Annotated in this window: 21 protein-coding genes; 11 read left to right on the forward strand and 10 right to left on the reverse strand. The window is 53.4% G+C overall.

The annotated features are described in order from the left end of the window. Position 1: 1 nt before the first annotated feature. Together recQ and AB9F29_RS11955 are read right to left on the reverse strand one after the other, a co-directional pair. Entirely contained in the window at positions 2 to 2,053 is a 2,052-nt protein-coding gene (gene recQ, locus AB9F29_RS11950) for a DNA helicase RecQ (protein WP_369755872.1), read from the reverse strand. Positions 2,054 to 2,119: 66 nt separating this feature from the next. Continuing rightward, on the reverse strand, positions 2,120 to 2,407 hold the full coding sequence (locus AB9F29_RS11955) for a YggT family protein (protein ID WP_335584604.1): 288 nt from the start codon (positions 2,405 to 2,407) through the stop codon (positions 2,120 to 2,122). A gap of 137 nt (positions 2,408 to 2,544) precedes the next feature. On the opposite strand from AB9F29_RS11955, the gene AB9F29_RS11960 reads away from it, so the two are divergent. The 6 genes from AB9F29_RS11960 to arfB all read left to right on the forward strand — a co-directional run bounded on the left by AB9F29_RS11960 (position 2,545) and on the right by arfB (position 7,680). Next, on the forward strand, positions 2,545 to 3,084 hold the full coding sequence (locus AB9F29_RS11960) for a thioesterase family protein (RefSeq protein WP_335584603.1): 540 nt from the start codon (positions 2,545 to 2,547) through the stop codon (positions 3,082 to 3,084). A gap of 61 nt (positions 3,085 to 3,145) precedes the next feature. After that, positions 3,146 to 4,516, forward strand: a complete 1,371-nt coding sequence (locus AB9F29_RS11965; RefSeq protein WP_369755833.1) for an MFS transporter — start codon at positions 3,146 to 3,148, stop codon at positions 4,514 to 4,516. Next, positions 4,513 to 5,385: a penicillin-insensitive murein endopeptidase gene (gene mepA, locus AB9F29_RS11970; protein ID WP_369755834.1), complete on the forward strand. Its 873-nt coding sequence runs from the start codon at positions 4,513 to 4,515 to the stop codon at positions 5,383 to 5,385. The genes AB9F29_RS11965 and mepA overlap by 4 nt, the downstream gene beginning before the upstream one ends. Then, positions 5,358 to 6,254, forward strand: coding sequence for an esterase-like activity of phytase family protein (locus tag AB9F29_RS11975; RefSeq protein WP_369755835.1), 897 nt, complete (start codon positions 5,358 to 5,360; stop codon positions 6,252 to 6,254). The genes mepA and AB9F29_RS11975 overlap by 28 nt, the downstream gene beginning before the upstream one ends. Positions 6,255 to 6,345: 91 nt before the next feature. Continuing rightward, entirely contained in the window at positions 6,346 to 6,972 is a 627-nt protein-coding gene (locus tag AB9F29_RS11980) for a queuosine precursor transporter (protein WP_335584599.1), read from the forward strand. 285 nt (positions 6,973 to 7,257) lie between these two features. Then, positions 7,258 to 7,680: an alternative ribosome rescue aminoacyl-tRNA hydrolase ArfB gene (gene arfB / locus AB9F29_RS11985; protein WP_039000309.1), complete on the forward strand. Its 423-nt coding sequence runs from the start codon at positions 7,258 to 7,260 to the stop codon at positions 7,678 to 7,680. A 6-nt stretch (positions 7,681 to 7,686) separates the two neighbouring features. Here the strand turns inward: arfB and pncB are convergent, their stop codons facing one another. The 3 genes from pncB to pncA form a co-directional block, all read right to left on the reverse strand. Beyond that, positions 7,687 to 8,979: a nicotinate phosphoribosyltransferase gene (pncB, locus tag AB9F29_RS11990; protein WP_369755836.1), complete on the reverse strand. Its 1,293-nt coding sequence runs from the start codon at positions 8,977 to 8,979 to the stop codon at positions 7,687 to 7,689. Positions 8,980 to 9,041: 62 nt separating this feature from the next. After that, positions 9,042 to 11,276, reverse strand: coding sequence for an ATP-binding protein (locus AB9F29_RS11995; protein ID WP_369755837.1), 2,235 nt, complete (start codon positions 11,274 to 11,276; stop codon positions 9,042 to 9,044). Positions 11,277 to 11,354: 78 nt separating this feature from the next. Next, positions 11,355 to 11,960, reverse strand: coding sequence for a bifunctional nicotinamidase/pyrazinamidase (gene pncA, locus AB9F29_RS12000; RefSeq protein WP_369755838.1), 606 nt, complete (start codon positions 11,958 to 11,960; stop codon positions 11,355 to 11,357). Between the two features lie 97 nt (positions 11,961 to 12,057). Between pncA and AB9F29_RS12005 the strand changes: the two genes are divergently transcribed. After that, entirely contained in the window at positions 12,058 to 12,966 is a 909-nt protein-coding gene (locus AB9F29_RS12005) for a rhodanese-related sulfurtransferase (protein ID WP_369755839.1), read from the forward strand. A 4-nt stretch (positions 12,967 to 12,970) separates the two neighbouring features. Here the strand turns inward: AB9F29_RS12005 and AB9F29_RS12010 are convergent, their stop codons facing one another. Both AB9F29_RS12010 and AB9F29_RS12015 read right to left on the reverse strand, forming a co-directional pair. After that, entirely contained in the window at positions 12,971 to 14,092 is a 1,122-nt protein-coding gene (locus AB9F29_RS12010) for a BamA/TamA family outer membrane protein (protein WP_369755840.1), read from the reverse strand. Between the two features lie 97 nt (positions 14,093 to 14,189). Continuing rightward, positions 14,190 to 15,197, reverse strand: a complete 1,008-nt coding sequence (locus AB9F29_RS12015; RefSeq protein WP_369755841.1) for a LacI family DNA-binding transcriptional regulator — start codon at positions 15,195 to 15,197, stop codon at positions 14,190 to 14,192. Positions 15,198 to 15,331: 134 nt separating this feature from the next. Between AB9F29_RS12015 and ltnD the strand changes: the two genes are divergently transcribed. From ltnD to AB9F29_RS12035, 4 genes are all read left to right on the forward strand, one after another. Beyond that, complete coding sequence (gene ltnD, locus AB9F29_RS12020; RefSeq protein ID WP_369755842.1) at positions 15,332 to 16,240, forward strand: L-threonate dehydrogenase; 909 nt, start codon at positions 15,332 to 15,334, stop codon at positions 16,238 to 16,240. A 9-nt stretch (positions 16,241 to 16,249) separates the two neighbouring features. Further along, positions 16,250 to 17,524, forward strand: a complete 1,275-nt coding sequence (gene otnK / locus AB9F29_RS12025; RefSeq protein ID WP_369755843.1) for a 3-oxo-tetronate kinase — start codon at positions 16,250 to 16,252, stop codon at positions 17,522 to 17,524. Between the two features lie 12 nt (positions 17,525 to 17,536). After that, complete coding sequence (locus AB9F29_RS12030; protein ID WP_369755873.1) at positions 17,537 to 18,298, forward strand: hydroxypyruvate isomerase family protein; 762 nt, start codon at positions 17,537 to 17,539, stop codon at positions 18,296 to 18,298. A gap of 84 nt (positions 18,299 to 18,382) precedes the next feature. Continuing rightward, the gene (locus AB9F29_RS12035) at positions 18,383 to 19,132 is read left to right on the forward strand and encodes an SDR family oxidoreductase (RefSeq protein WP_335584589.1); all 750 of its coding nucleotides are present in this window, start codon (positions 18,383 to 18,385) and stop codon (positions 19,130 to 19,132) included. 96 nt (positions 19,133 to 19,228) lie between these two features. Here the strand turns inward: AB9F29_RS12035 and AB9F29_RS12040 are convergent, their stop codons facing one another. The 3 genes from AB9F29_RS12040 to AB9F29_RS12050 are packed head-to-tail and all read right to left on the reverse strand — an operon-like array spanning position 19,229 to position 21,920. Continuing rightward, a complete protein-coding gene (locus tag AB9F29_RS12040; protein ID WP_369755844.1) occupies positions 19,229 to 19,999 on the reverse strand; it encodes an SDR family oxidoreductase in 771 nt (256 codons plus the stop codon). 52 nt (positions 20,000 to 20,051) lie between these two features. Continuing rightward, positions 20,052 to 21,329 (reverse strand): TRAP transporter large permease, encoded by a 1,278-nt coding sequence (locus AB9F29_RS12045; RefSeq protein ID WP_335584587.1) that lies wholly within the window; start codon positions 21,327 to 21,329, stop codon positions 20,052 to 20,054. A gap of 15 nt (positions 21,330 to 21,344) precedes the next feature. Further along, a complete protein-coding gene (locus AB9F29_RS12050; protein ID WP_335584586.1) occupies positions 21,345 to 21,920 on the reverse strand; it encodes a TRAP transporter small permease in 576 nt (191 codons plus the stop codon). Between the last annotated feature and the right edge of the window lie 8 nt (positions 21,921 to 21,928).

Genomic DNA, 21,928 nt, shown 5'->3' on the forward strand with positions numbered 1-21,928 from the left:
TTCAATCTTCTTTCAAAACTTCAAGAAACGCAGGGCCAAAGCGCTCAGCTTTTACCGCCCCCATACCGGACACACGTTCCAAATTATCCAACGACGCCGGTTTTCGCTCAGCTATATGGCGCAGCGTGGACGTGCTGCAACTTAGGTATTTATCCAATCCAGACTCGCCGCGCGCCAGTCGAACCTGTGTTTCGGCAAGCTTGTCAAAAACATCGCCCGAGGCCCTGCCCGCTATTTTTCGGCGCAAGGGGTGCATATTTTCGGATGCCGCCCCAACGATGACCTCCAGAAAAACAGCGCCGTAGGTTTCGAGCTTTTTCGCACCGACGCCGCCAATACGCGCCATATCGTCGAGATTTTTCGGGCGCGTTTCCGCCATTTCGATAAGCGTTTTGTCGTTAAAAACAACATAGGCGGGTACGCGCGCCGTTTCGGCGAGGGCGCGGCGTTTGGCTTTTAGCGCGCTGAGGAGCGGTTCATCCTCATCGGAAACCATGCGTTTGATCGCAGGCGTCCGCGTTTCGGATGCCTTTTTGATCAGATCGCGCCGCAACTCAATCGTCGTTTCGTCGCGCAATAGGGGGCGCGCCGCTTGGGTCATCCGAAGGGCGCCGTATCGCTCGGCGTCAGGGCGCACCAAATCATGCCCCATCATTTGCCGGAAAATCGCTTGCCACTCGCGCTTATTGAACTCTTTTCCAACGCCAAAAGTTGGCAAAGCGTCGTGGCCGCGTTCGCGGACTTTTGGCGACACATTTCCGATCAGAATGTCGATGAGGTGGCCCGCGCCGAAATACTCGTTCGTGCGCAAAATCGCGGAGAGGGCTTTTCGCACCGCGATGGTGCCGTCAAAAATATCCGCAGGCGTTTCACATAGGTCGCAATTTCCGCAAGGCGGGCTGTCTTCGTCAAAATAGGACAGCAGGTTTTGGCGACGACACCGCAGCGCTTCGGCCAAACCCAGTAGCGCATTCAGGCGTGCATGGTCCGCCATCCGCCGATCAGGTGGGGCGAGCCCTTCATCAATTTGGGTTCTGCGTAGGCGGACATCTTCGGCCCCGAACAACGTCAGGGTTTCCGCTGGGGCCCCGTCACGACCCGCACGGCCGATTTCTTGATAATACGTTTCGATGGATTTGGGCAAATCTGCGTGGGCGACCCATCGAATATCGGGTTTATCGATGCCCATGCCAAAGGCCACGGTCGCGGTGACGATCAAACCGTCTTCGCGTTGGAACCGGCTTTCCACAATGCGGCGATCATCGGCTTGCATGCCACCATGGTAATGTAATGCGTGGTGGCCAGCATCGCGCAAGGCTTTGGCGAGGGCCTCGGTTTTCGCACGGCTGGCGCAATATACGATCCCAGGTTGGCCCTTGCGGGCAGCGGCGAAGGCCAGAATTTGCCCGCGCGGGCCGTCTTTTGCTTCGAATTTAAGGTGGATATTGGGCCTATCAAACCCATGCAGGAAGGTTTCTGGCTGCACATTATTAAAGAGGCGCTCGACAATTTCATCGCGGGTTTCTTGATCGGCAGTTGCCGTGAAGGCCGCGAGGGGCACGTCAAGAAGCTCCCGCAACTCGCCGATTTTGAGGTAGTCGGGACGGAAATCATGACCCCAAGCCGAAACACAATGGGCCTCGTCAACGGCAATGAGACTGACTCCGATCCGGCGCAACATGTTCATCGTGCCGCCGTTCGCAAGCCGTTCGGGCGCCAAATAGAGTAGCTTTAAACGGCCTGCATCCAGTGCTTCAAACACCAGTGCGGTTTCTTCTTCGGTGTTTCCAGAGGTTAAGGCTCCGGCTTCGACCCCCGCCTCTTTGAGAGCACGCACTTGATCGCGCATAAGGGCGATCAGCGGGGAAATAACAACCGTTACACCGCTACGCACCAATGCGGGAAGTTGGAAACACAGCGATTTTCCGCCCCCAGTTGGCATGATCGCGAGAGTGTTTTTGCCGTTGGTAACGGCATCAACGATCTCCTCTTGGCCGGGTCGAAATTCATCAAACCCGAAGACAGAAGAGAGGAGCGATTGCGCGGTGGTCATGGCCTGTGGTGCTGCTTTTTTGGTTGTCACCACAATCCCACAGGCTGTGCGCAAGGGCAAGCGATCCTAGAAGAAAAGCGCTGCGTTATTTTGAAGAAGAATGCGGACGATGATCAGCGCGAGAAAGGTAACCAGCGGCGCGAGATCAAGCCCCCCCATTTCGGGCAGAAAACGGCGAATTCGACTGTAAATCGGCTCAAGTAATTTGTTCAACCCAAACCAAAGTTGCGCGACAAGCGGTTGGCGCAAATTCAGAACCTGAAAGTTAATCAGCCAACTCATGATGATGTGCGCAATCATGATGTACCACGCGACACTGATGAGCAGATTTAGAATTTGATAGAGTGAAGACATGAACCGAACCTTTTTGCTTTGTTTCCCTCAAGTAAAGGTCGTAGCGCGCGCTGACAAGAGTTTAGGTGGATTTGCCGCGACGTAGGTATTGACGATAGGTCAGTTACGCGCCAAGCCAATGCAAAAAGGAGTTCCCAATGTATCCGTTTTTCCGAATGGGCAAAGAAGTCGTTAAGTTCCGAAATGCCCCTGCGCTCGAACTTGGGGAAACGCATGTCTCGCACCACATCTGCTGGCCTTGGGATCTGGATTTTTGGTTCGAGCTTAACAATGGTCGCACCCTTTCGATTTATGACCTTGGGCGTATTCCATTGGCCACACGTACTGGCGTTATGAAAACGCTGAAGGCGCAGAAATGGGGTCTAACGGTAGCAGGATCGAGCGTTCGTTACCGACGCCGCGTGCGCGCATTTGACCGCCTCGAAATGCACAGTCGCCTTGTAACGTGGGATGCGCGGTTCATCTTTCTGGAGCAATCGATGTGGTATAAGGGCGAATGTACGAGCCATGCGCTGTTCAGAATGGCGATAACGGATCGCAACGGGATTGTTGCGACAGATCGCGTTATGACGGCGATGGGTGTGGAAACGGCTGCTCCCGCGATGCCAGAATGGGTCGCCGCTTGGGTGGGTGCCGAAGGTCAACGCCCGTGGCCACCAATGCAGGACGCCCTCTAAAACCTTGCGCAAAGAGCCACTTCTCTATTCAGTTGTTTGAAAAAGACGTAGAGGAATAGGCATGACAGAGGTTTCCGCGAAGAAACGCATCTGGGGATGGATGATGTTTGATTGGGCTAGCCAACCTTATCATACGTTGCTTTTGACCTTTATTTTCGGACCTTATTTTGCGGAAATCGTCGCTAACTCGCTGATGACTTCGGGCATGACGCCCGATGCCGCAAAAGCCCAAGCGCAGGCCTATTGGGGATACGGGCTTTCGATCACCGGCCTTATTATCGCTTTTTCTGCCCCCGTTTTGGGCGCGTTTGCCGATAGTTCGGGGCGGCGAACGCTCTGGATTAAAACGTTTTCGGTGCTGTATGTTTTGGGGGCTGGAGGCTTATGGTTCGCCGATCCTGGCAATTTCAACATCGCGATTGTCCTGATGTTTTTTGGTATTGGCCTTATCGGGGCGGAGTTCACCACGATTTTCACCAATTCAATCCTGCCAACCCTCGCGCCCCCCGAGGACATCGGACGTATCTCTGGATCGGGGTTTGCGCTTGGGTATTGGGGCGGGGTAATATCGCTTTTTATCATGCTTTTGTTCTTTGCCGAGAATGCGACGGGGGTGACTCTTTTGGGCATTTCACCTCTGTTCGGACTTGAGAGCGGAGCGCGTGAAGGCACTCGGTTTGTCGGCCCTTTTACCGCCCTTTGGTTTATCATCGGGATGATCCCGTTTTTCCTTTGGGTACGTGAAACACCCCGCGAAAATGCAACAGAGGGCGGCGTAAAAACCGCTCTTGGGTCCCTGTGGAAAACCATTAAATCCTTGCCCCAACGCAGTAGCCTTTTTGCCTTTCTCACCAGCAGTCTGTTTTATCGCGACGCGCTGAACGGGCTTTATGGCTTTGGGGCGCTCTATGCGAAAGCGGTGCTGGATTGGTCAATCATTCAGATCGGGATATTCGGAATTGTGGGGGCCATCACGGCGGCGATTTTCGCGTATTTCGGCGGGCATATCGATCAAAGGACGGGGCCGAAACCAATTCTAAAGGTGGCGATCCTCGTCCTGATTGGCGTTTGTATTGTTGTGGTTTCGATGACACGCGAGAGCCTGTTCGGCATCCAATTTTCGCAGGGTTCCAGCGCACCTGACATTATTTTCTTCATTTGCGGCGGCCTCATTGGCGGCATGGGCGGCGTGTTGCAAGCGAGTTCGCGCACCATGATGGTCCGCCATGCAAACCCGTTGCACGCAACCGAAGCTTTTGGCCTTTATGCGCTGTCGGGCAAAGCCACCTCTTTCCTTGCGCCCGCATTGGTGGCATTGACCTCGGACATAAGCGGAAACGCGCGGATAGGGATAACGCCCTTAATTGCGCTATTCATTATCGGCCTCGTCCTGTTAGTCTGGGTGAAACCCCAAGGAGATCAAACCGCATGAAATTGCGCGGCATATTGACTGTTATCCTCGCCCTCGCTTCTGCGCCGAGTATGGCGGCCGAACCCGAAGCGCGCTCCCTCTTTGGGGCCAAGAAAACGGGTACAAATCATCAGTCCATGTCCTTTGGTGGATACTCAAAAGGATGCATTGCAGGCGCGCAGCAACTGCCCGAAACCGGCCCGACGTGGCAAGCAATGCGCCTGTCGCGGAATCGCAATTGGGCGCACTCCGATACAATTGAGTTTATTGAACGCCTGTCGAAAACGGCTGCGCAACAAAGCGGTTGGAATGGCCTTTATGTTGGCGATATGTCTCAGCCGCGTGGGGGGCCAATGACGTCTGGTCACCGCAGTCATCAGCTGGGCTTGGATGCAGATATCTGGATGCTGCCGGCCACGAACTTGAATTTGTCTCGCAAAGATCGAGAGAACCTTTCGTCGATCTCGATGCAGAAAAGTAAAGGCGCTTATGTGAATTCTGGCTGGACGGCGGCGCACCATAATATCCTGAAAGCCGCTGCAAAAGACAAAAGCGTTGCGCGGATCTTTGTATTTCCCGGTGCCAAAGTCCAAATGTGTAGGGATGAAAAAGGCAATCGCGATTGGTTGCGAAAAATTCGCCCGTGGTACGGTCACCACTATCATTTCCACGTGCGCCTTGCCTGTCCCAAAGGCGAGAAAAACTGCGTCGATCAAGCGCCCCCTCCGAAGGGTGATGGCTGTGCGGACGCCGAAAAATGGGTTGCCGATATTCTAAATCCACCCGCGCCAAAGCCCCGCGATCCAAACGCTCCGCCTCCTAAAAAACGTCGTGAACTCATTTTATCGGACCTTCCCAACCAATGCGCTCAAGTTTTGTCGTCGCAATAGCGGTTTTGGCCTTAATCGGCCTTTTTTCTCAAGGTTTAGCAACCAGCATCACGTCAAAAGCCCGATATGTCGGCTCTATTCTGATACCGCAAACCAGCCCTGAGAATGGTGGTTTTTCGGGACTTTCGCTGGATACATCTGGCGACAAATTCTTGACAATTACGGACCACGGTACTTTCTTCTCTGGTCATTTATTGCGCGAAAACAACGTCATACGAAAGGTTGTCCTCGAACGATCCACCCCCCTATTGAGTACGGAGGGGCTTCCCGTTCTCAAGCCCGAAAATGACTCCGAAGGGTTGTCCGTGCGAAAAGACGGGCAAATTTTTGTTTCGTTTGAGGGCCCAGCCCGCGTGTTGTCCTATCGCAATACGTTGAGTAAAGCCGTCGACATTCCCGTGCCCCCAAGCTTTATGAAATTGCCAAAAAACGGCGCGCTTGAGGCACTGGCTGTTGCCCCTAACGGCGCGCTGTTCACCCTCGCAGAAGGGGTTTCCAAACACACAAACCCGCATTCGGTCTTTCGCTATTTCAACGGCGAATGGAAATTATTCGACACCATAGAAAGGCGTGGGAAATACCTGCCTGTGGACGCTGAATTTGGGCCTGATGGAAAATTCTATTTGCTGGAAAGAAACTTCAGCGTGCTCGCGGGTTTCCAATCCCGTGTCCGTCGATTTGATATAGTTGGGAATGATTTTGGACAAGAAGACGTCATTTTGGAAAGCACGTTCGGGCAACACGGAAACCTCGAAGGCTTGTCCGTTTGGCGCGACGCTTTGGGAAATACCCGCCTGACCATGATCGCAGACAACAATTTCAAGTTCTTTCTGCGCAGCGAAATTGTCGAGTATTCGTTGACGGAATAGCTTGCAAGTTGTGGTTCCGTTGGTTAAACGCCTACCGTCCCGCAAGGTGTGGGGCCGAGTCTCCGCTACCTTGAAAAAACGGAATCAAAACATGAAGAAAATTCTTCCTGGCGTCCTCGCCATGGCTGCCATTGTTGTGACCAGTAACATTCTAGTGCAATTTTTGCTGGGCGACTGGCTCACGTGGGGCGCCCTTACCTATCCTCTTGCGTTCCTTGTGACGGATATCATGAACCGCGTTTATGGTGTTTCCGCCGCACGGCGTGTTGTCCTCGTGGGCTTCTTCGTTGGCATTATTTGCTCGCTTATCGGAACCCAAATCATCGGCGAATACGGCCCCCTCGTTGCCCTCAGAATTGCTGTTGCCTCCGCGGTTGCCTTTCTTGTCGCCCAGTTATTGGACATCTCTATTTTCAATCGCCTTCGGGATGGGAAATGGTGGAAAGCGCCCCTCGCTTCAACCTTCGTCGGATCCGTGGTGGATACCGCACTGTTTTTCACCATTGCTTTTGCAGCGAGTATTACGATTTTTGGCGCCGAATCTGATGCCGCGATCAGTTGGGCATGGGAGAGCATCCCCTTCCTTGGATTTGGGGCGGCGGCGCCTTTGTGGGTGTCGTTGGCCTGCGCCGATTGGGCGGTAAAACTCGCCCTCGCATTAATCGCTTTGGTGCCATTTCGGGTCATTGTTACAAAACTTCATCCAAATGTAGCGTAAAACATTTTGACAATCCCTAAATATGTGGCAGGCTTCTAGTTATCGTAACAACTTGAAAGGAGGTGCCTATGATTATTGGGAAACAGGAGCAGATGGCTAAGGTCACGAGCGGGGAAATGTTTAGGAGGCAGTCCTTCTAAATATAATCCAGCTCTAGGGCTCTGTTTCGCCCTTTTAGCCACCTCCACTTCTCGAGGGGAGCCCTAGTGAGTTTCACTAGGGCTCTTTCCGTTGAACGACGTGCATGTTAACTCTCTAAAGGGCCGAGCAGGAAATCCTTAACACATGTTAGTTATCAACGAAGCCATAACTCTTGCAGACTGGGAACTTTCAGAGAGTTTCACCCGCAGTTCCGGCCCTGGGGGACAGAACGTTAATAAGGTATCCACGGCAGTTGAGTTACGCTTTGAAGCGGCTCGCAGCCCCAACCTTCCGGCGGACGCCAAGACCCGACTAAAACGCCTTGCAGGTCGAAAATGGACACTGGAAGGCGCGCTAATCCTTCGCGTTGAGGACACGAGGAGCCAAGCACGCAATCGCGAGATCGCCAGAGAGCGCCTAAAAGAGCTTATTCTTGCGGCTCTAAAACGCCCAAAACACCGCGTCAAAACACGCCCAACCCTCGCGAGCAAACGGCGGCGGGTTGAAGGAAAAGTTCAGCGTGGGCAGGTGAAATCCCTACGCGGGCGCGTCAATACAGACGACTAGCCTGCCTCAGACTTCGACATTAAAGGCTGTTTGCTCACCAACGTCAAAGACCCGTTTGTATCTTGCGATCTCTTCGGGGGGCCCCATCGCCTTGGCAGGGTTATCAGAGAGTTTGACCGTGGGATGGCCGTTGGCGCTGACTGCTTTGCAGACCAATGAGAAAGGCGCAAGGCCATCGTTTTCAACCAAACCGCGAAAATCATTGGTCAGTAGTGTCCCCCAACCAAAAGATACGCGCACGCGACCCGCAAACATTGCTTGCAGTTCAATGATTTTCTCAACGTCGAGACCGTCAGAGAAAATGACCAGTTTTTTCGTGGGATCTTCGCCGCGTTCTTTCCACCAATTGATCGCGATTTCTGCGCCTATTGCGGGATCGCCGCTGTCGATCCGAATGCCCGTCCAACTGGCGAGCCAATCTGGAGCTTCACGCAAAAATCCCTCTGTGCCGTATGTGTCGGGCAGAATAATGCGAAGATTTCCCTCATGCTCCTCATGCCAATCGGCAAGAACTTTGTAGGGAGCCTCGCGCAACGTCGCATCATCGGGAGCCAAAGCCGAGGAAACCATCGGCAACTCATGTGCGTTGGTGCCAATCGCTTCAACTTCGCGGCGCATGGCAATCAGGCAGTTCGAGGTGCCAACAAATTTTTCCGAGAGACCTTCCTGCATGGCTTGAACGCACCAATCCTGCCACATAAAGGAATGGCGACGGCGCGTTCCAAAATCTGCGATCCTGAGGCCGTCAACATGTCTCAACCGCTCGACTTTTTCCCAGACTTTTGTCATGGCGCGGGCGTATAGAACCTGAAGTTCAAACCGGCCCATATCCGCCGTGACGGCCCGACTGCGCAATTCCACTAAAATGGCAAGGGCGGGGACCTCCCAGAGCATGACCTCTGGCCAAGTCCCCTCAAAAGTCAGCTCATATTGCCCGTCTATTTTTTCGAGATGATAGGCGGGTAGTCGGAGTTTTTCGAACCACTCCATGAAATCGGATCGAAACATTTGCCGCTTCCCATAGAACATATTCCCGCGCAGCCAGGTGCTCTCTCCACGGCTCAGGGAAAGGCTGCGCATATGATCGAGCTGTTCGCGTAATTCGCCTTCATCAATTATATCTGCCAAACGGATATTTTTGCTGCGATTGATGAGGGAAAACGTGACAATTGCGGTGGGTTCATTTCGAAAAACCGATTGGCACATCAGCAGTTTGTAAAAATCTGTGTCAATCAAGGACCGAACGATCGGGTCAATCTTCCATTTGTGGTTGTACACACGTGACGCGATATCGACCATTGCTCAGTCCCCGTTAAGTTCCCTTTGTGATAGGGCATCGGGCGAGCTTGGAAAAGCTAGAACTAGCGTTGAGCAATATGAAAGCTGACGCAATCCAACAATTCTTTCATTTTTACCGGTTTTGTGAGGAAGCCGTCCATACCTGAATTTAGGCATTCTTCGCGGTCGCTATTAAATGCATTAGCCGTAAGCGCAATAATAATGGCGCGCGATCCATCTTCTTCCTCAAATTTTCGAATGCACCGTGTCGCCTGCAAGCCGTTCTGCTTAGGCATTGAAACATCCATCAATACCAATTCCGGCCTGTGTTTTTTATACTGCTCCACGGCATCAATACCGTCCTGAGCAAACTGAAGATCACCCGCGTGCCGCTCCAGCATTTTTCGGATCAACAAGCGATTTGTCCCGTTGTCTTCGGCAACGAGGATACGCTTATCGCGGAGGTCCAATACATTTGAAACGGGCGCGGCATCCAGAGGCGGTAGGCTTTCAAAACCGGAATGCGCGGTCAGAGTGAGCGACAATATGAAACATGACCCTGCGCCAATGATGGATTGGACGCCAATGTCACCGCCCATTTCAAGGGCAAACCTGCGCGAGATTGTGAGCCCCAATCCAGTACCGCCGTAGTTGCGCGTGGTGTCTTCTTCGGCCTGAGAAAACTCTTCGAAAATTCGCGATAAGGCGTCTGGAGCAATCCCAATCCCCGTATCCCTGATGGCGATTTCAATGAAACTCCCAGCGTCAATAGATTGAATATTGACGCAAACGGCCACCTCTCCCGTAGGCGTGAATTTTATTGCGTTGCCAACAAGATTGATAACGATTTGGCGGATATGCCCGACGTCCCCCACAAAGAAATCAGGTGTATCGGGGAGGAGTTCCAGCTTGAGTCCGATGCCTTTTTCCTCCGCCAATGGCGCCAGAAGATTGACGGAATCCGTAAGACAACGGGACAGGGAAAATGGCTCCATCAGGATTTTTATCCCGCCGGCATCCAGTTTAGAGAGATCGAGAATATCATTGATGATCCGCAACAGCGCTTCGCCTGAACTGAGGATCGTATCCGTATACTTTTCTTGATCGCCCTCAAGCTTCGTTTGTTTTAGCAAATCGGCCATGCCAATGATCCCATTTAGGGGCGTCCGTATTTCATGGCTCATGGTTGCCAGAAAATTCGCCTTGGTCCGCGCCCCATCTTCGGCTGCGACCTTTGCGAGGGCCAACTCTTTCTCGCGTTCCTTTGCCTGTGTGATGTCACGCTCCACCGAAATCACCTTGGCGAGGGTCCCGTTTTCCGCAATAATCGGCGTAATATTCGCATCGACCCAAACGATCTCTCCCGATTTCGTGTGGCTCAGAATTTCAACCCGAATTGATTTGTGTTGGTCAAGCGCATCAGCGATGGCTTTTAACGTCTTCGGATCGGTTTCTGGACCGTTTAGGAGATCGGCCACCTTCCTGCCCAAAACTTCTTCTCGATCGTATCCGGTAATTCTTGTAAAAGCTGGGTTCACCCATTCAATCCCGCGGTCAGGGCCCGAAATGATTACACTGTCATTGGCGGACTGCGCCACCAATGCGAGATTCCGAGAATGCAATTCCTTTGAAATGAGGGTCGCGTGCATCTCTGCAAGTTTTCTCTTTTGTTCAAAAATATTTCTACTATTCACGAGGCGCCGTTTGAAGGTGGAATTTGCATAATTGATATAAAGGAACGTCATATAGGCCAGCATGGCCGTTGCGAGCGTATCGAATAGGTTTGGATTTCCGATCCCTGAAGCCCCAAAAATATCCCAAAAACTCAACCAAATCGCGACGGTTGCATAGACCGAGAGCCGCGCTTTACTCGCCCGTTTGTGATGTTCCCACACAAGCCCAGCATTGATGGATGCACTCGCCAGGAAAATCATTGCAAAATAGTGAGTCGACCCGTCGGAAACAGAATACCACGTGGCAAGGACACACAGTCCAAGCGTACATCCCTGAATAAAAGCCGTTACAGAGCTTAATTTGAGCGCCCGGGGAAGATCTTTTGAGACCAAATCCGCCTTGGTGAGGCGATAGAGACAAAAGCAATCCAACACCTCGCCACACACAACCAAAACCGCCATGGCCAGCCCAAAGAACGGGGACACGAGCCATGCAAGGGCAATAGATCCCCCAAGGGTTACAATTTGCCGGCTTCGAAAATCGCGCACGCGCGCGCGGCCATAGCGAAGGAAGAGACCTTCAGGCGTATAGCGGGCCTCGAATTCCATGAGTTCGTCTGTAGGTGTTTTAGCCGGTGAGGTCATTTCCGCTGGGTTCCGATGCGCAATATACAAGCACCCTGCCAGCTAGAGTTTAAAAATCACTTATCTTTCGTAGAAAAATCAAAGCAATTTTATACCTTTACTTACCATCTGCGCCTCCGCGGCTTTCAGGGACCCGTCCAAATCAATGGCGCGACAGGCTGCGCGGTCCACTTCGACATCTAGCCCAAGGCCCGCCGCGTCGAGGGCCGAGTAGAAAACGCAATAATCCGTTGCCAATCCGACAAGGCGCACCAAGGTAATGCCGCGCGCCGACAAATACCCTGCAAGGCCCGTTGGTGTGACGTGGTCGTTTTCAAAGAACGCAGAATAGCTATCAAGGGACGGGTTCATGCCTTTGCGAATGATGACGTTGGCGGAGGCCGTCCGTAAATCGGGGTGAAACGCGGCGCCGATTGAGCCTTGGATACAGTGATCTGGCCAAAGGGTTTGGGGACCATAGGGCATTTCGATCATCTCAAACGGGGCTTTATCAGCGTGAGAGCTTGCGAAGGACGCGTGCCCCGCAGGGTGCCAGTCTTGGGTGAAAACGCGGGTTTGATACTGGCCAAGCATGTCATTTATGAGGGGGATAATTGTATCGCCATCCGTGACGGCCAAGGCACCCTTTGGGCAGAAATCATTTTGGACGTCGATAACAAGGAGAGCTTCATTGGCGGGGCGCATGGAGGAAACCTTTCGTTTTAGGATTGGTAAGAGGCCATTTGGCCTGCGTCAACTGTAGCCCTTGCGAGCGGGCCATCATGCGCTTATTTAAACGCCCATGACAGTTGTAGCCGCCTTATATCATTTCACCCGATTCACCGATCCCGACGCCCTGCGCGCGCCCATACTTGCGCTTTGTGCCGAGGAGGGAATCAAAGGATCGCTTCTGATCGCCGCCGAAGGCGTGAACGGAACGGTTGCCGGACCGCGCGCCGGTGTTGATCGCTTGCTGGTGCATCTGCGCTCGCTTCCAGGATGCGCGACGCTGGAGCACAAAGAGAGCCCCGCCGCCGAGATGCCGTTTGGGCGGATGAAAGTGCGCCTTAAGAAAGAGATCGTGACGATGGGGCAGCCCGACGTCGATCCTACGGCCTCGGTTGGGCACTATGTTGCGCCCAAGGATTGGAATGATCTGATCACCCAAGACGACGTTGTGGTGATTGATACACGCAACGATTATGAGGTCGCCATTGGCACGTTTCAAGGCGCGATAGACCCTGAAACCAAAAGTTTTGGCGAATTCCCCGCATGGTGGGAAGCCAATAAGGATCGCTTTCACAATAAGCGCGTGGCGATGTTTTGTACGGGTGGTATTCGCTGTGAGAAATCGACGAATTACCTGATCGGGCAGGGGGTTGAAGATGTGTTTCACCTTAAGGGAGGCATCCTGAAATACCTCGAGGAGGTGCCCGCAGAAGACAGCACTTGGGAAGGCGAATGTTTCGTTTTTGACGGACGCGTATCCATTGGTCATGGGCTCACGGAAGGGCCTCATGTTTTATGCCATGCCTGTCGCCAACCTGTGCTGCCCGAAGATACAAAACGTCCTGAGTTTGAAGACGGCGTGAGCTGCCATTTGTGTTACGAGACAACTTCTGAGGATCGCAAAACGCGGTTCCGCGAACGGCAGAAGCAAATCGCTCTGTCGGCGGCGCGTGGCGAGCGGCATTTCGGGGCACATAGCTAGCCTGTTAAAAACGCTGCCCGACATAGATATAGTATGTGTCTTCGCCCGTATCCGCACGCGCAGCATCCATCGAAAAATCCAATGGGAATTTTTGGGAAAGACGGAAGCGCAAGCCAACGCCGCCAGAGGACCTGATATTTTTCGACTTCATATCGGAAAAATCGGGACCTACATTGCCTAGACCCGCAAATACCACATAGCCTAGTCGATCGGTGACGACGCCGCGAAGCTCGGCTTGAACCGACACCAAGCTGTTGTTCAAAACTTCCCCAAAAGCAAACCCGCGAAAAGCATCGACCGTGCCCAAACCACATTGGTCAAAGAAAGGAGCGCCTTCTGACGCGTTACAAATCGTTGCCTGAGATGCAACGACCAAACTATCGTTTACGCTTGTGTAATTATCAAGTTTTGCAATCGACTTGGTATATGTGCGCTCAAAAATTTTACTTTCAACAATGTTATAATTGCTATTGAGCGACAGGTGTGAGCCCGCAGTTGGATAGGTTGAGTCATTGCGCGTATCAATTTCAAACATTGGGCCGATTTTCCAAATTTTCAAATCGGCGTCTCGCTCTAAGATTGGCGGCAAACTACCCGATGAATTTAGACCCAACTCGGTTTCAACGTAGGCGGTATTCAATCCAAGGCGCATCGCGTCCGTAAGACCGTATTTCAAAGTGAAGTTTACCAACCGGCCTTCCTGCTCCAACGGAATTTTCGGGCCATGGCCGTCGAAGAGAGAATAATCGTAGTTCAGCGAGACTTCCCCCAGTGTTAAGGCCAGATTCCAACGGTTCTCGTCCCACGCAATATCGCCTGAAATGCCATATCCGAAGCTACCATTGTCGGTTTTAAATCCGCCTAACCCCAAATAGGAATCGTCCGAGACATCGTCCATTGCGAACAAGTACCCCGCACCAAGCGCAAACCCTGAGCCCAGCGTAGGGTTCTTAATTGGAATAGGCGCTGCGACGAAACTGCCATGGGTAAAACCAAAGGCGCTCGCCTCCTGAGCCACAGTCGCTTCACCATTCGCCGTGGGTTTCCCCAACGCTCCCTGCGCATGCGCCCCCGTCACAAGGGTTAGAGTCGCCAGAAAGCTCAAAGCTATGTTTTTCAAATGCATTGTCGGCAATCTTTCATTTACTTTGAGGGGTCCGTAAAAATTCATTTCTTCAGGCCGGATACTAGGGGCAATTGTTCAGGGTTTCTAGGATTAAGCGCTATTCTTTTCGCAAAATTGCACCAAGATCAATGCGTGGCGTTAGACGGATTGTCTCGGCAGGGGGACGCTCTTTTTCTCCCAATCGTGCAATGATCAAAGCCGCGGCACGGTTGCCAATTCCTCGGCGTGGCGACACGGACGTTGCCATACGACACGGCAATGCCTGAACGAATTCCAAACCGTTAAAACCCACAATTGCCACAGCGTCGGGGATGGAAATACCTTGCGCCATACAGGCAAATCCTCCGCCCGCCGCCATGTCGTCGTTCGAGAAATAAAGACAATCGAGCGTCGGCGACTCTAATAGAATCTCTTCAGTCAATCGGCGCCCCAACACCATTGAGGATGCCGCGTCGGTGGTTTTTTCCGAGACAAACTCAAGACCATGCTCCGCAAGCGCGTATCGAAACCCGTCAAGGCGTTTGCGCGCACGAACGTCCACGGCCCCCACATAGCCAAACGCCCGAAACCCGCGCTCCAACAACGCCTCGGCCATCGTTTTTCCCGCGTCAAAATTCGATATTCCCACACAACAATCCACGGGATCACCGTCCAAATCCATGATCTGAACAATCGGAATGTCGGCGTCTCGCAACAAGGCGCGGGTCTCTTCGGGTTGATCGAGCCCTGTCACAATTAGGCCCGCCGGACGCCAAGACAGCATTTGGCGAATAATCTGATATTCGCGTTCTGGATCGTATTCCGTCACGCCAAAAACCGGCTGCAAGCCCGTGCCTTGGATTTCCTCCGCGATACCACTGAGTACTTCGGGAAACACGGCGTTGGTCATGGAGGGCACGATCACGCCGATCAAATCGGACGCTCGATTGGACAGGGACGTCGCCAAAGGGTTGCCCACATATCCGAGGGCACGCGCGGCTTTTTGGACGCACTCATAGCTTTGCTTGGAAACGCCTTGCGACGAGCGCAGCGCACGGGACGCGGTCATTTTGCTCACCCCAGATTTCAAGGCGACATCCGCGAGTGTTGGCCGTTTTTTTGCCACGAGACCTCCTCATGCGACAGCGACTTTAAGGCAGTTTAGCCAGAAACCAACCGGAGCACACCCTTGACTTTCAGTTCCCCCTCGCCCAATGTATTCATTAAATGGTATCGGTACCAAAATTCGGAGCACGTTGGATGGCAAAACTCAAAACAGCCGTGATTGGCCTTGGTTCGATGGGCTGGGGCGCGGCGATCTCGCTTTTGCGCGCGAAGCTTCCGACCGTCGGGGTGGATATTCGGCCCGAGGTTTTGGCGAAGTTTGAAGCAGAGGGCGGCACGACTTCCCCTTCCCCTGCAGAGGCGGTTAAAAACGCGGATATCGTGTTTATTTTTGTTGTAAATGCTGCCCAAACTGAGGCGGTTTTGTTCGGAGAAAACGGGGCCGTTGCGGCAGCGCGCCCGAATACGATTTTCGCCCTATGCGCCACGATGCAACCCAATGATGCCATCGAGCTTTGCGAACGGATTACCGACGCTGGAATGCGCGCGCTGGACCTACCCGTGTCTGGCGGTGCGGCCAAAGCCTTGAGTGGCGAAATGACCCTGATGGCAGCGGGCGATCCAGTTGATTTCGAACGCGTAGCGCCCGCCCTTGACGCGATTGCCACCAAGATTTTCCGCCTTGGCGATACCCCCGGAATGGGCTCGCAAGTCAAAATGATTAACCAGCTTCTCGCAGGCGTTCATATCGCTGCAACCGCTGAAGCCATGACCCTTGGTGCGGCGGCGGGGATCGATTTGAAAACCTTGTATGACGTGATCACCTCATGCGCGGGGACGTCTTGGATGTTTGAAAATCGCGGGCCGCACATCGTTAACGGCGATTACACCCCGCATTCGGCAGTCGATATTTTCGTCAAAGACCTTGGGATAGTCGCCTCCGAAGCCGAAGCCCTTGGATGCACAACGCCCCTGACGGCGACATCTTTGGCCCTGTTCAAAGAGGCCAGCGCAGCCGGTTTAGGCCGCGAAGATGACGCAGCAGTTGCCAAAATACTCGCGGCAAAAGGCGGGGTTTCCTTGCCGAATGTCCGGCAAAATTAGGAGAAGATTATGAGCGTTGTTTTGGGCTGTGTCGCCGATGATTTCACAGGTGCCACGGATATTGCAGGCCTGTTGGCGCGAAGTGGCGTGAAGGTTTCCTTGCGCATGGGCCTACCTGAGGAGGCCCCCGAAACATGCGAAACCTCGGCCTTTGAAGTGATCGCCTTAAAATCACGCACGGCCCCTGTCGCGGAGGCCATCGCGGAAACGCGGGCCGCGCTTGACTGGCTCAAACGGGCGGGCGCGAAGCGGTTTTTCTGGAAATATTGCTCAACTTTCGACAGCACACCCGAGGGAAATATTGGCCCGGTGGCCGAGGCGCTTATGGCCGATTTGCAAACGAACCAGACAATTTACTGCCCTGCGTTTCCCGAAAACGGGCGTAGTATTTTCATGGGGAACCTCTTTGTTGGGGAGCAGCCATTGGCGGAAAGCCCGATGAAAGACCACCCCCTCACTCCGATGCGTGACAGCAATTTGGTACGCCTGCTCGCCCCCCAAGTGCAGGGCGAGGTTGGGCTGGCCAATCGGCTTTGTGTGGCAATGGGTGCGGAGGCCCTCAAGACACGCCTCGCAGAATTGCGCGCGGACGGGATTGCCCATGTGGTGGTTGATGCGGTGGCGAACGAGGACCTCTACACCATCGCCGAAGCTTGCCGCGACATGCCGCTCATGACGGGGGGAAGTGCCGTGGCGATGCCCCTGCCCGCGCTCTATTTAGCGGACGGCACGCTATCGCCATACGCCGAAAAGGTGCAGAAACCTGTGCTGCCGGAAGGGGCAATTATTCTCTCGGGAAGCTGTTCAAAAATGACCCGCGCCCAAGTTGCGGCGTGTTTGGAAACGGTCGGGGGTTATCAGCTTGATCCGCTGGAACTGGCAGCAAACGGCGTGGACGCGGCCCGTGCGTGGCTTGCCAAACAAGATCCGTTCGCGAGCAAACTGATCTATGCCACGACCGACCCCGATGGCGTACGCTCCGCACAAGACAAGCTTGGTACTGCCAAGGCAGGCCAGATTGTCGAGGATGCACTGGCGCAATTAGCGATTGATGCACGCGACGCGGGGACCCGCCGATTTGTCGTGGCAGGTGGGGAGACCTCTGGAGCCGTGACGAAGGCGTTAAAAGTATCGCGCCTGACCATCGGAGCCGAAATCGCGCCCGGTGTCCCTTGGACATATTGCGAAAGCGACGGACATGAGATTGCGCTGACGTTAAAATCGGGTAACTTTGGCAGCGAAACCTTTTTCGCAGATGCGCTGGAAAAACTAAACGAAAATTGAGGCTCAATGGCAATTCCTATTTCGGCAAACCTTGGCTTTTTATGGAAAGAGCTGCCCCTACTAGAGGCCATCCACGCCGCAAAGGAAGCGGGTTTTGACGCCGTTGAGTGCCACTGGCCCTATGATACGGACGCAAAGGACTTGCGCGCCACGCTTGAAAGTGTCGACATGCGCATGCTCGGTCTGAATACTTCACGAGGCGGTACTGGCATGAATGGGCTTTTGGCATTGGTTGGGCGGGAGGTCGAAGCCCGCGCTTCGATTGATCAGGCGCTTTCGTATGCCGTGGTAACCGGAACGCCGAATGTGCATGCGATGGCAGGTTTTGCCAGTGGCTCGGCGGCGCACAACTGCTTTGTAGAGAATTTGAAATATGCTTGTACCCAAGCCGCCTTGCGGGGGATCACAATTCTGATTGAACCCCTCAATGCCTATGATGCGCCAGATTACTTTTTGCAAACCACGTCTCAAGCCGCAGCCATTATCGCGGAGGTTGGCGCAGAAAATCTCAAACTCATGTTTGATTGCTATCACGTGCAAATCATGGAGGGGGATTTGAGCCGCCGTTTGATCAAACTTCTGCCGCTCATCGGTCATGTTCAGATTGCTTCCGTACCCGAGCGCTCCGAGCCTGATTGTGGGGAAGTGAACTATGCCCATATTTTTAGGCACTTGAGCAAGATAGGCTATGGCGGTGCCATTGGTGCGGAATACAAGCCCGTCGCGACCACCGACGCGGGCCTTGGTTGGCTCAAAAACGGGACTTTGTTTTAGACGCACACCCGCGCCCTTAACAAACATTGACATGCGCACAAGTTGGGTTCATCGATACCCCCTAACACAAAAACTGGAGTTCATATGTCACGCCCTATTGCCCTTATTACCGGTGGTGCCCAAGGCATCGGATTTGCTTGCGCCCAAGCGATTGCAGAGAATGGTGCACGGATTGTTGTCGCCGATATTAACGGAGCAGGCGCGCAGAAAGCCGCCGAGGAATTGGGAAATGACGCCGTAGCAATTACCTGCGACATGAGCGACCCTGCGCAAATCACCGCGATGTTTGATAAAATCGAAGCCGAAGTTGGCAACGTTTCCATCCTTGTAAACAACGCGGGCGTGTCGATCCCTTCCGACTTCCTTGAAACCTCGCTTGAGGATTTCCAGAAAGTTCTGAGCATCAATACGGTTGGCGTTTTCCTTGCCACACAGCGCGCAGCGAAAACCATGGTCGCGAATGGCATCAAAGGCGCGATTGTAAACATGTCGTCGGTGAATGCGGTGGTCTCGATCCCAACCATCGTCGCGTATTGCACGTCCAAAGGTGGCGTAATGCAGATGACAAAAGCGACGTCGCTCGCTCTTGCGCCACACGGCATTCGCGTCAATGCGGTTGGACCCGGATCCATCGACACCGAAATGTTGTCGAGCGTGAATGGCAACCCGAAGGCGATGGAAACACTGCTGTCACGGACGCCGCTTAAGCGCCTCGGTACGGCACGTGAAATCGGCGATGTGGTGGCGTTTTTGGCTTCCGAAAAGGCCAGCTATATCACCGGCGAAACGATCTACGTCGACGGCGGGCGCCTTGGAATGAACTATACTTGCTAGGGGAAACCCTGCTTAAACAACCGTGAAGCAGACATATTCAACAAAAAGGGCCGCGAGTTGATCGCGGCCCTTTTTGCATGTGTCAGGAAGGGGCGGTTAACGACCCATCCAACCGCCATCAACGGTTAAGATTGTGCCATGCACATAATTCGCCGCGTCGGATGCGAGGAAGACCGCAGGGCCGGCGAAGTCTTCAGGCTGGCCCCAACGGCCCGCGGGAATGCGTTCAAGAATGGAGCGCGCGCGGTCCGGATCGTCCTGCAAAGCTTGGGTGTTGTCGGTGGCGATATAGCCGGGTGCGATGGCGTTGACGTTCACGCCTTTGCCCGCCCATTCGTTGGCCAGAGCTTTGGTTAATTGCCCGATTGCGCCTTTGGATGCCGCATAACCGGGAACGGTAATGCCGCCTTGGAAAGTCAAAAGCGAAGCGGTGAAGATGATTTTCCCAGAACCGCGCGCAACCATGTTTTTGCCAATTTCGCGGCTAAGAACAAACTGGGCGTTCAAATTAACTTCGATGACTTCGTCCCACATTTCGTCGGGATGTTCAGCGGCAGGGGCACGTTTTATTGTGCCCGCGTTATTCACCAAAATATCAATTGTGGGATGGTCCGCTTGGACGGCTGCAGCAAAAGCGGTGACAGCTTTGCGATCGCTAAAGTCACATTGATAAGCCGTGAAGGTGCGGCCAAGGGCTTCGACTTCCTTGGCAACGGCGCTTCCTGTTTTTTCAAGCGAAGCACTGACCCCGATGATGTTCGCGCCAGCAGCCGCGAGCGCGACCGTGATGCCTTTGCCAATGCCGCGTTTACAGCCAGTGACGAGGGCAGTTTTGCCCGTGAGGTCGAACGAAGGTAGAGAAGACATTTTGCAACTTTCTGAGGTATTTTGAGAAGCGACGATCACGCCACCTAATGATTTAACGATAAAGCTTGGTTGGAAGCCACATCGACAATTCCGGAATGAACGTCAGCAAAAGGAGCACCGAAATCAGCGGAACCAAGAACGGAGCCGTCGCCACAACGCAGCGCTCAAACGGCACATCCGACACTTTGGCGAGCACATAAAGAACCATGCCAACGGGCGGGGTGAGCAAGCCGATCATCAAGTTCAGGATTAGGATAATCCCGAAGTGCACCGGATCAACACCGATCGTCATCGCCACGGGCAGAAGCACGGGCGTCAGAATTGTAATGGCAGCAATTGTTTCCATGAAACACCCAACAACCAGAACAATCAGCATCATGATCAACAAGATTGCGGTTTTGTTATCAGTGAAGCCCAACAACTCGTTTGCAAAGGACTGAGCAACCTGTTCGGACGTCAAAATCCATGCGAAAATGGTGGAGGCGGCGACGATCATCATGATCGAAGCTGTGGTCTCAACCGTGTCCATCGAAACGCGCAGGATGCGTTTGAAATTCAACGTCCGGTAGACAACAAGCCCGAGGAACAAGGAATAGGCAACAGCGGCAATTGCGGCTTCGGTTGGAGTAAAGATGCCAAAGAGGATACCGCCAACAATGATAATCGGGGTAAACAAGGGCAAAATCGCTTGAACAAATGCCTTCAGGAATACGTTCAACCGAAAGCGGTCATCGCGGGGGTAGTTGCGAATTTTCGCATAGACCGCAACCATGATCATCAGGGAAAAAGCCATCAGAAGACCGGGGATAAGACCCGCAGCGAACAGCTGTCCGATAGATGTGTCCGCAATAACGCCGTACACCACGAGGGGAAGTGAGGGCGGAATGATCGGCCCGATTGTTGAGGAGGCGGCCGTGATGCCAACCGAGAAATCCGTGTCATAGCCTGCTTCACGCATGGCTTTGATTTCGATGTTCCCGAGGCCTCCCGCGTCAGCAACCGCTGCGCCCGACATCCCAGCGAAAATGATGCTGGCACCAACGTTTACGTGGCCGAGACCCCCGTACATCCAGCCCACAGCCGACCGTGCGAAGGCGAAAATTTTCGTCGTCACACCAGCGGAGTTCATCAAGTGACCCGCCATGATAAAAAACGGAACTGCGATTAACGGGAAGCTATCAATCCCCCCGACCATACGGTGCAAAACTACCATGCTTGGCACACCATCAATGAGTGTGAACGCAAGCGACGCGACACCCAGTGCAACCGCCACAGGGGCTCCTGCAATGAGGAGCAGAAAGAGAATAATAAAGAGAAGGGCCAAAGCCATAGTGCTGCTCGCTATCTATTTTGGAACGTCATGCAAGGCGCTCTCTTCGATTTCACGAAGGACGTCTTCTGGCGACTGACGGATTTTGTGGATGAGCCACCAAAGGGAATACAATGCCATCACAGCGAGGCTGAATGAGACGGCGTAATAAAGGGCGTTCTTTGGAAACTCCATCGAGGCCATTTTGGTTTTTGTTTTGAGAGCAAGCTTATACGCCTGAAGCGACATAAAGGCCCAAAACAGCATCGTCAGTATCTCCATCGCGACGGTAAGCCATTTGCCCGCGACAGGAGAGAGGTAACGATAGAAGAATTCGAGGAAAATATGCGTGCCCTTACGGCTTACCGAAATTGCTCCGAAAAAGGCAACAACAACAAGCACATAACGCGCAAGCTCTTCGGTCCAAGCGAGGCTATCGTTCAACACATACCGCGTGAAGAACTGTACGAAAACCACAATTGAGAGACCCCATAGGGCAATAAGACCTGGCAAGTCAGCAGTGCCGAAATCCGAGATGTCTACTTCCGAGTCCATGAAAACGAATTCAGAGCGCGCGTCTTGCGCGCCCTGACTGTCGTTGGGATTGTTCATTTCTGTTC

Origin of the sequence: Falsihalocynthiibacter sp. S25ZX9, assembly GCF_041205405.1 — a bacterium.
Taxonomy (GTDB): domain Bacteria; phylum Pseudomonadota; class Alphaproteobacteria; order Rhodobacterales; family Rhodobacteraceae; genus Falsihalocynthiibacter; species Falsihalocynthiibacter arcticus.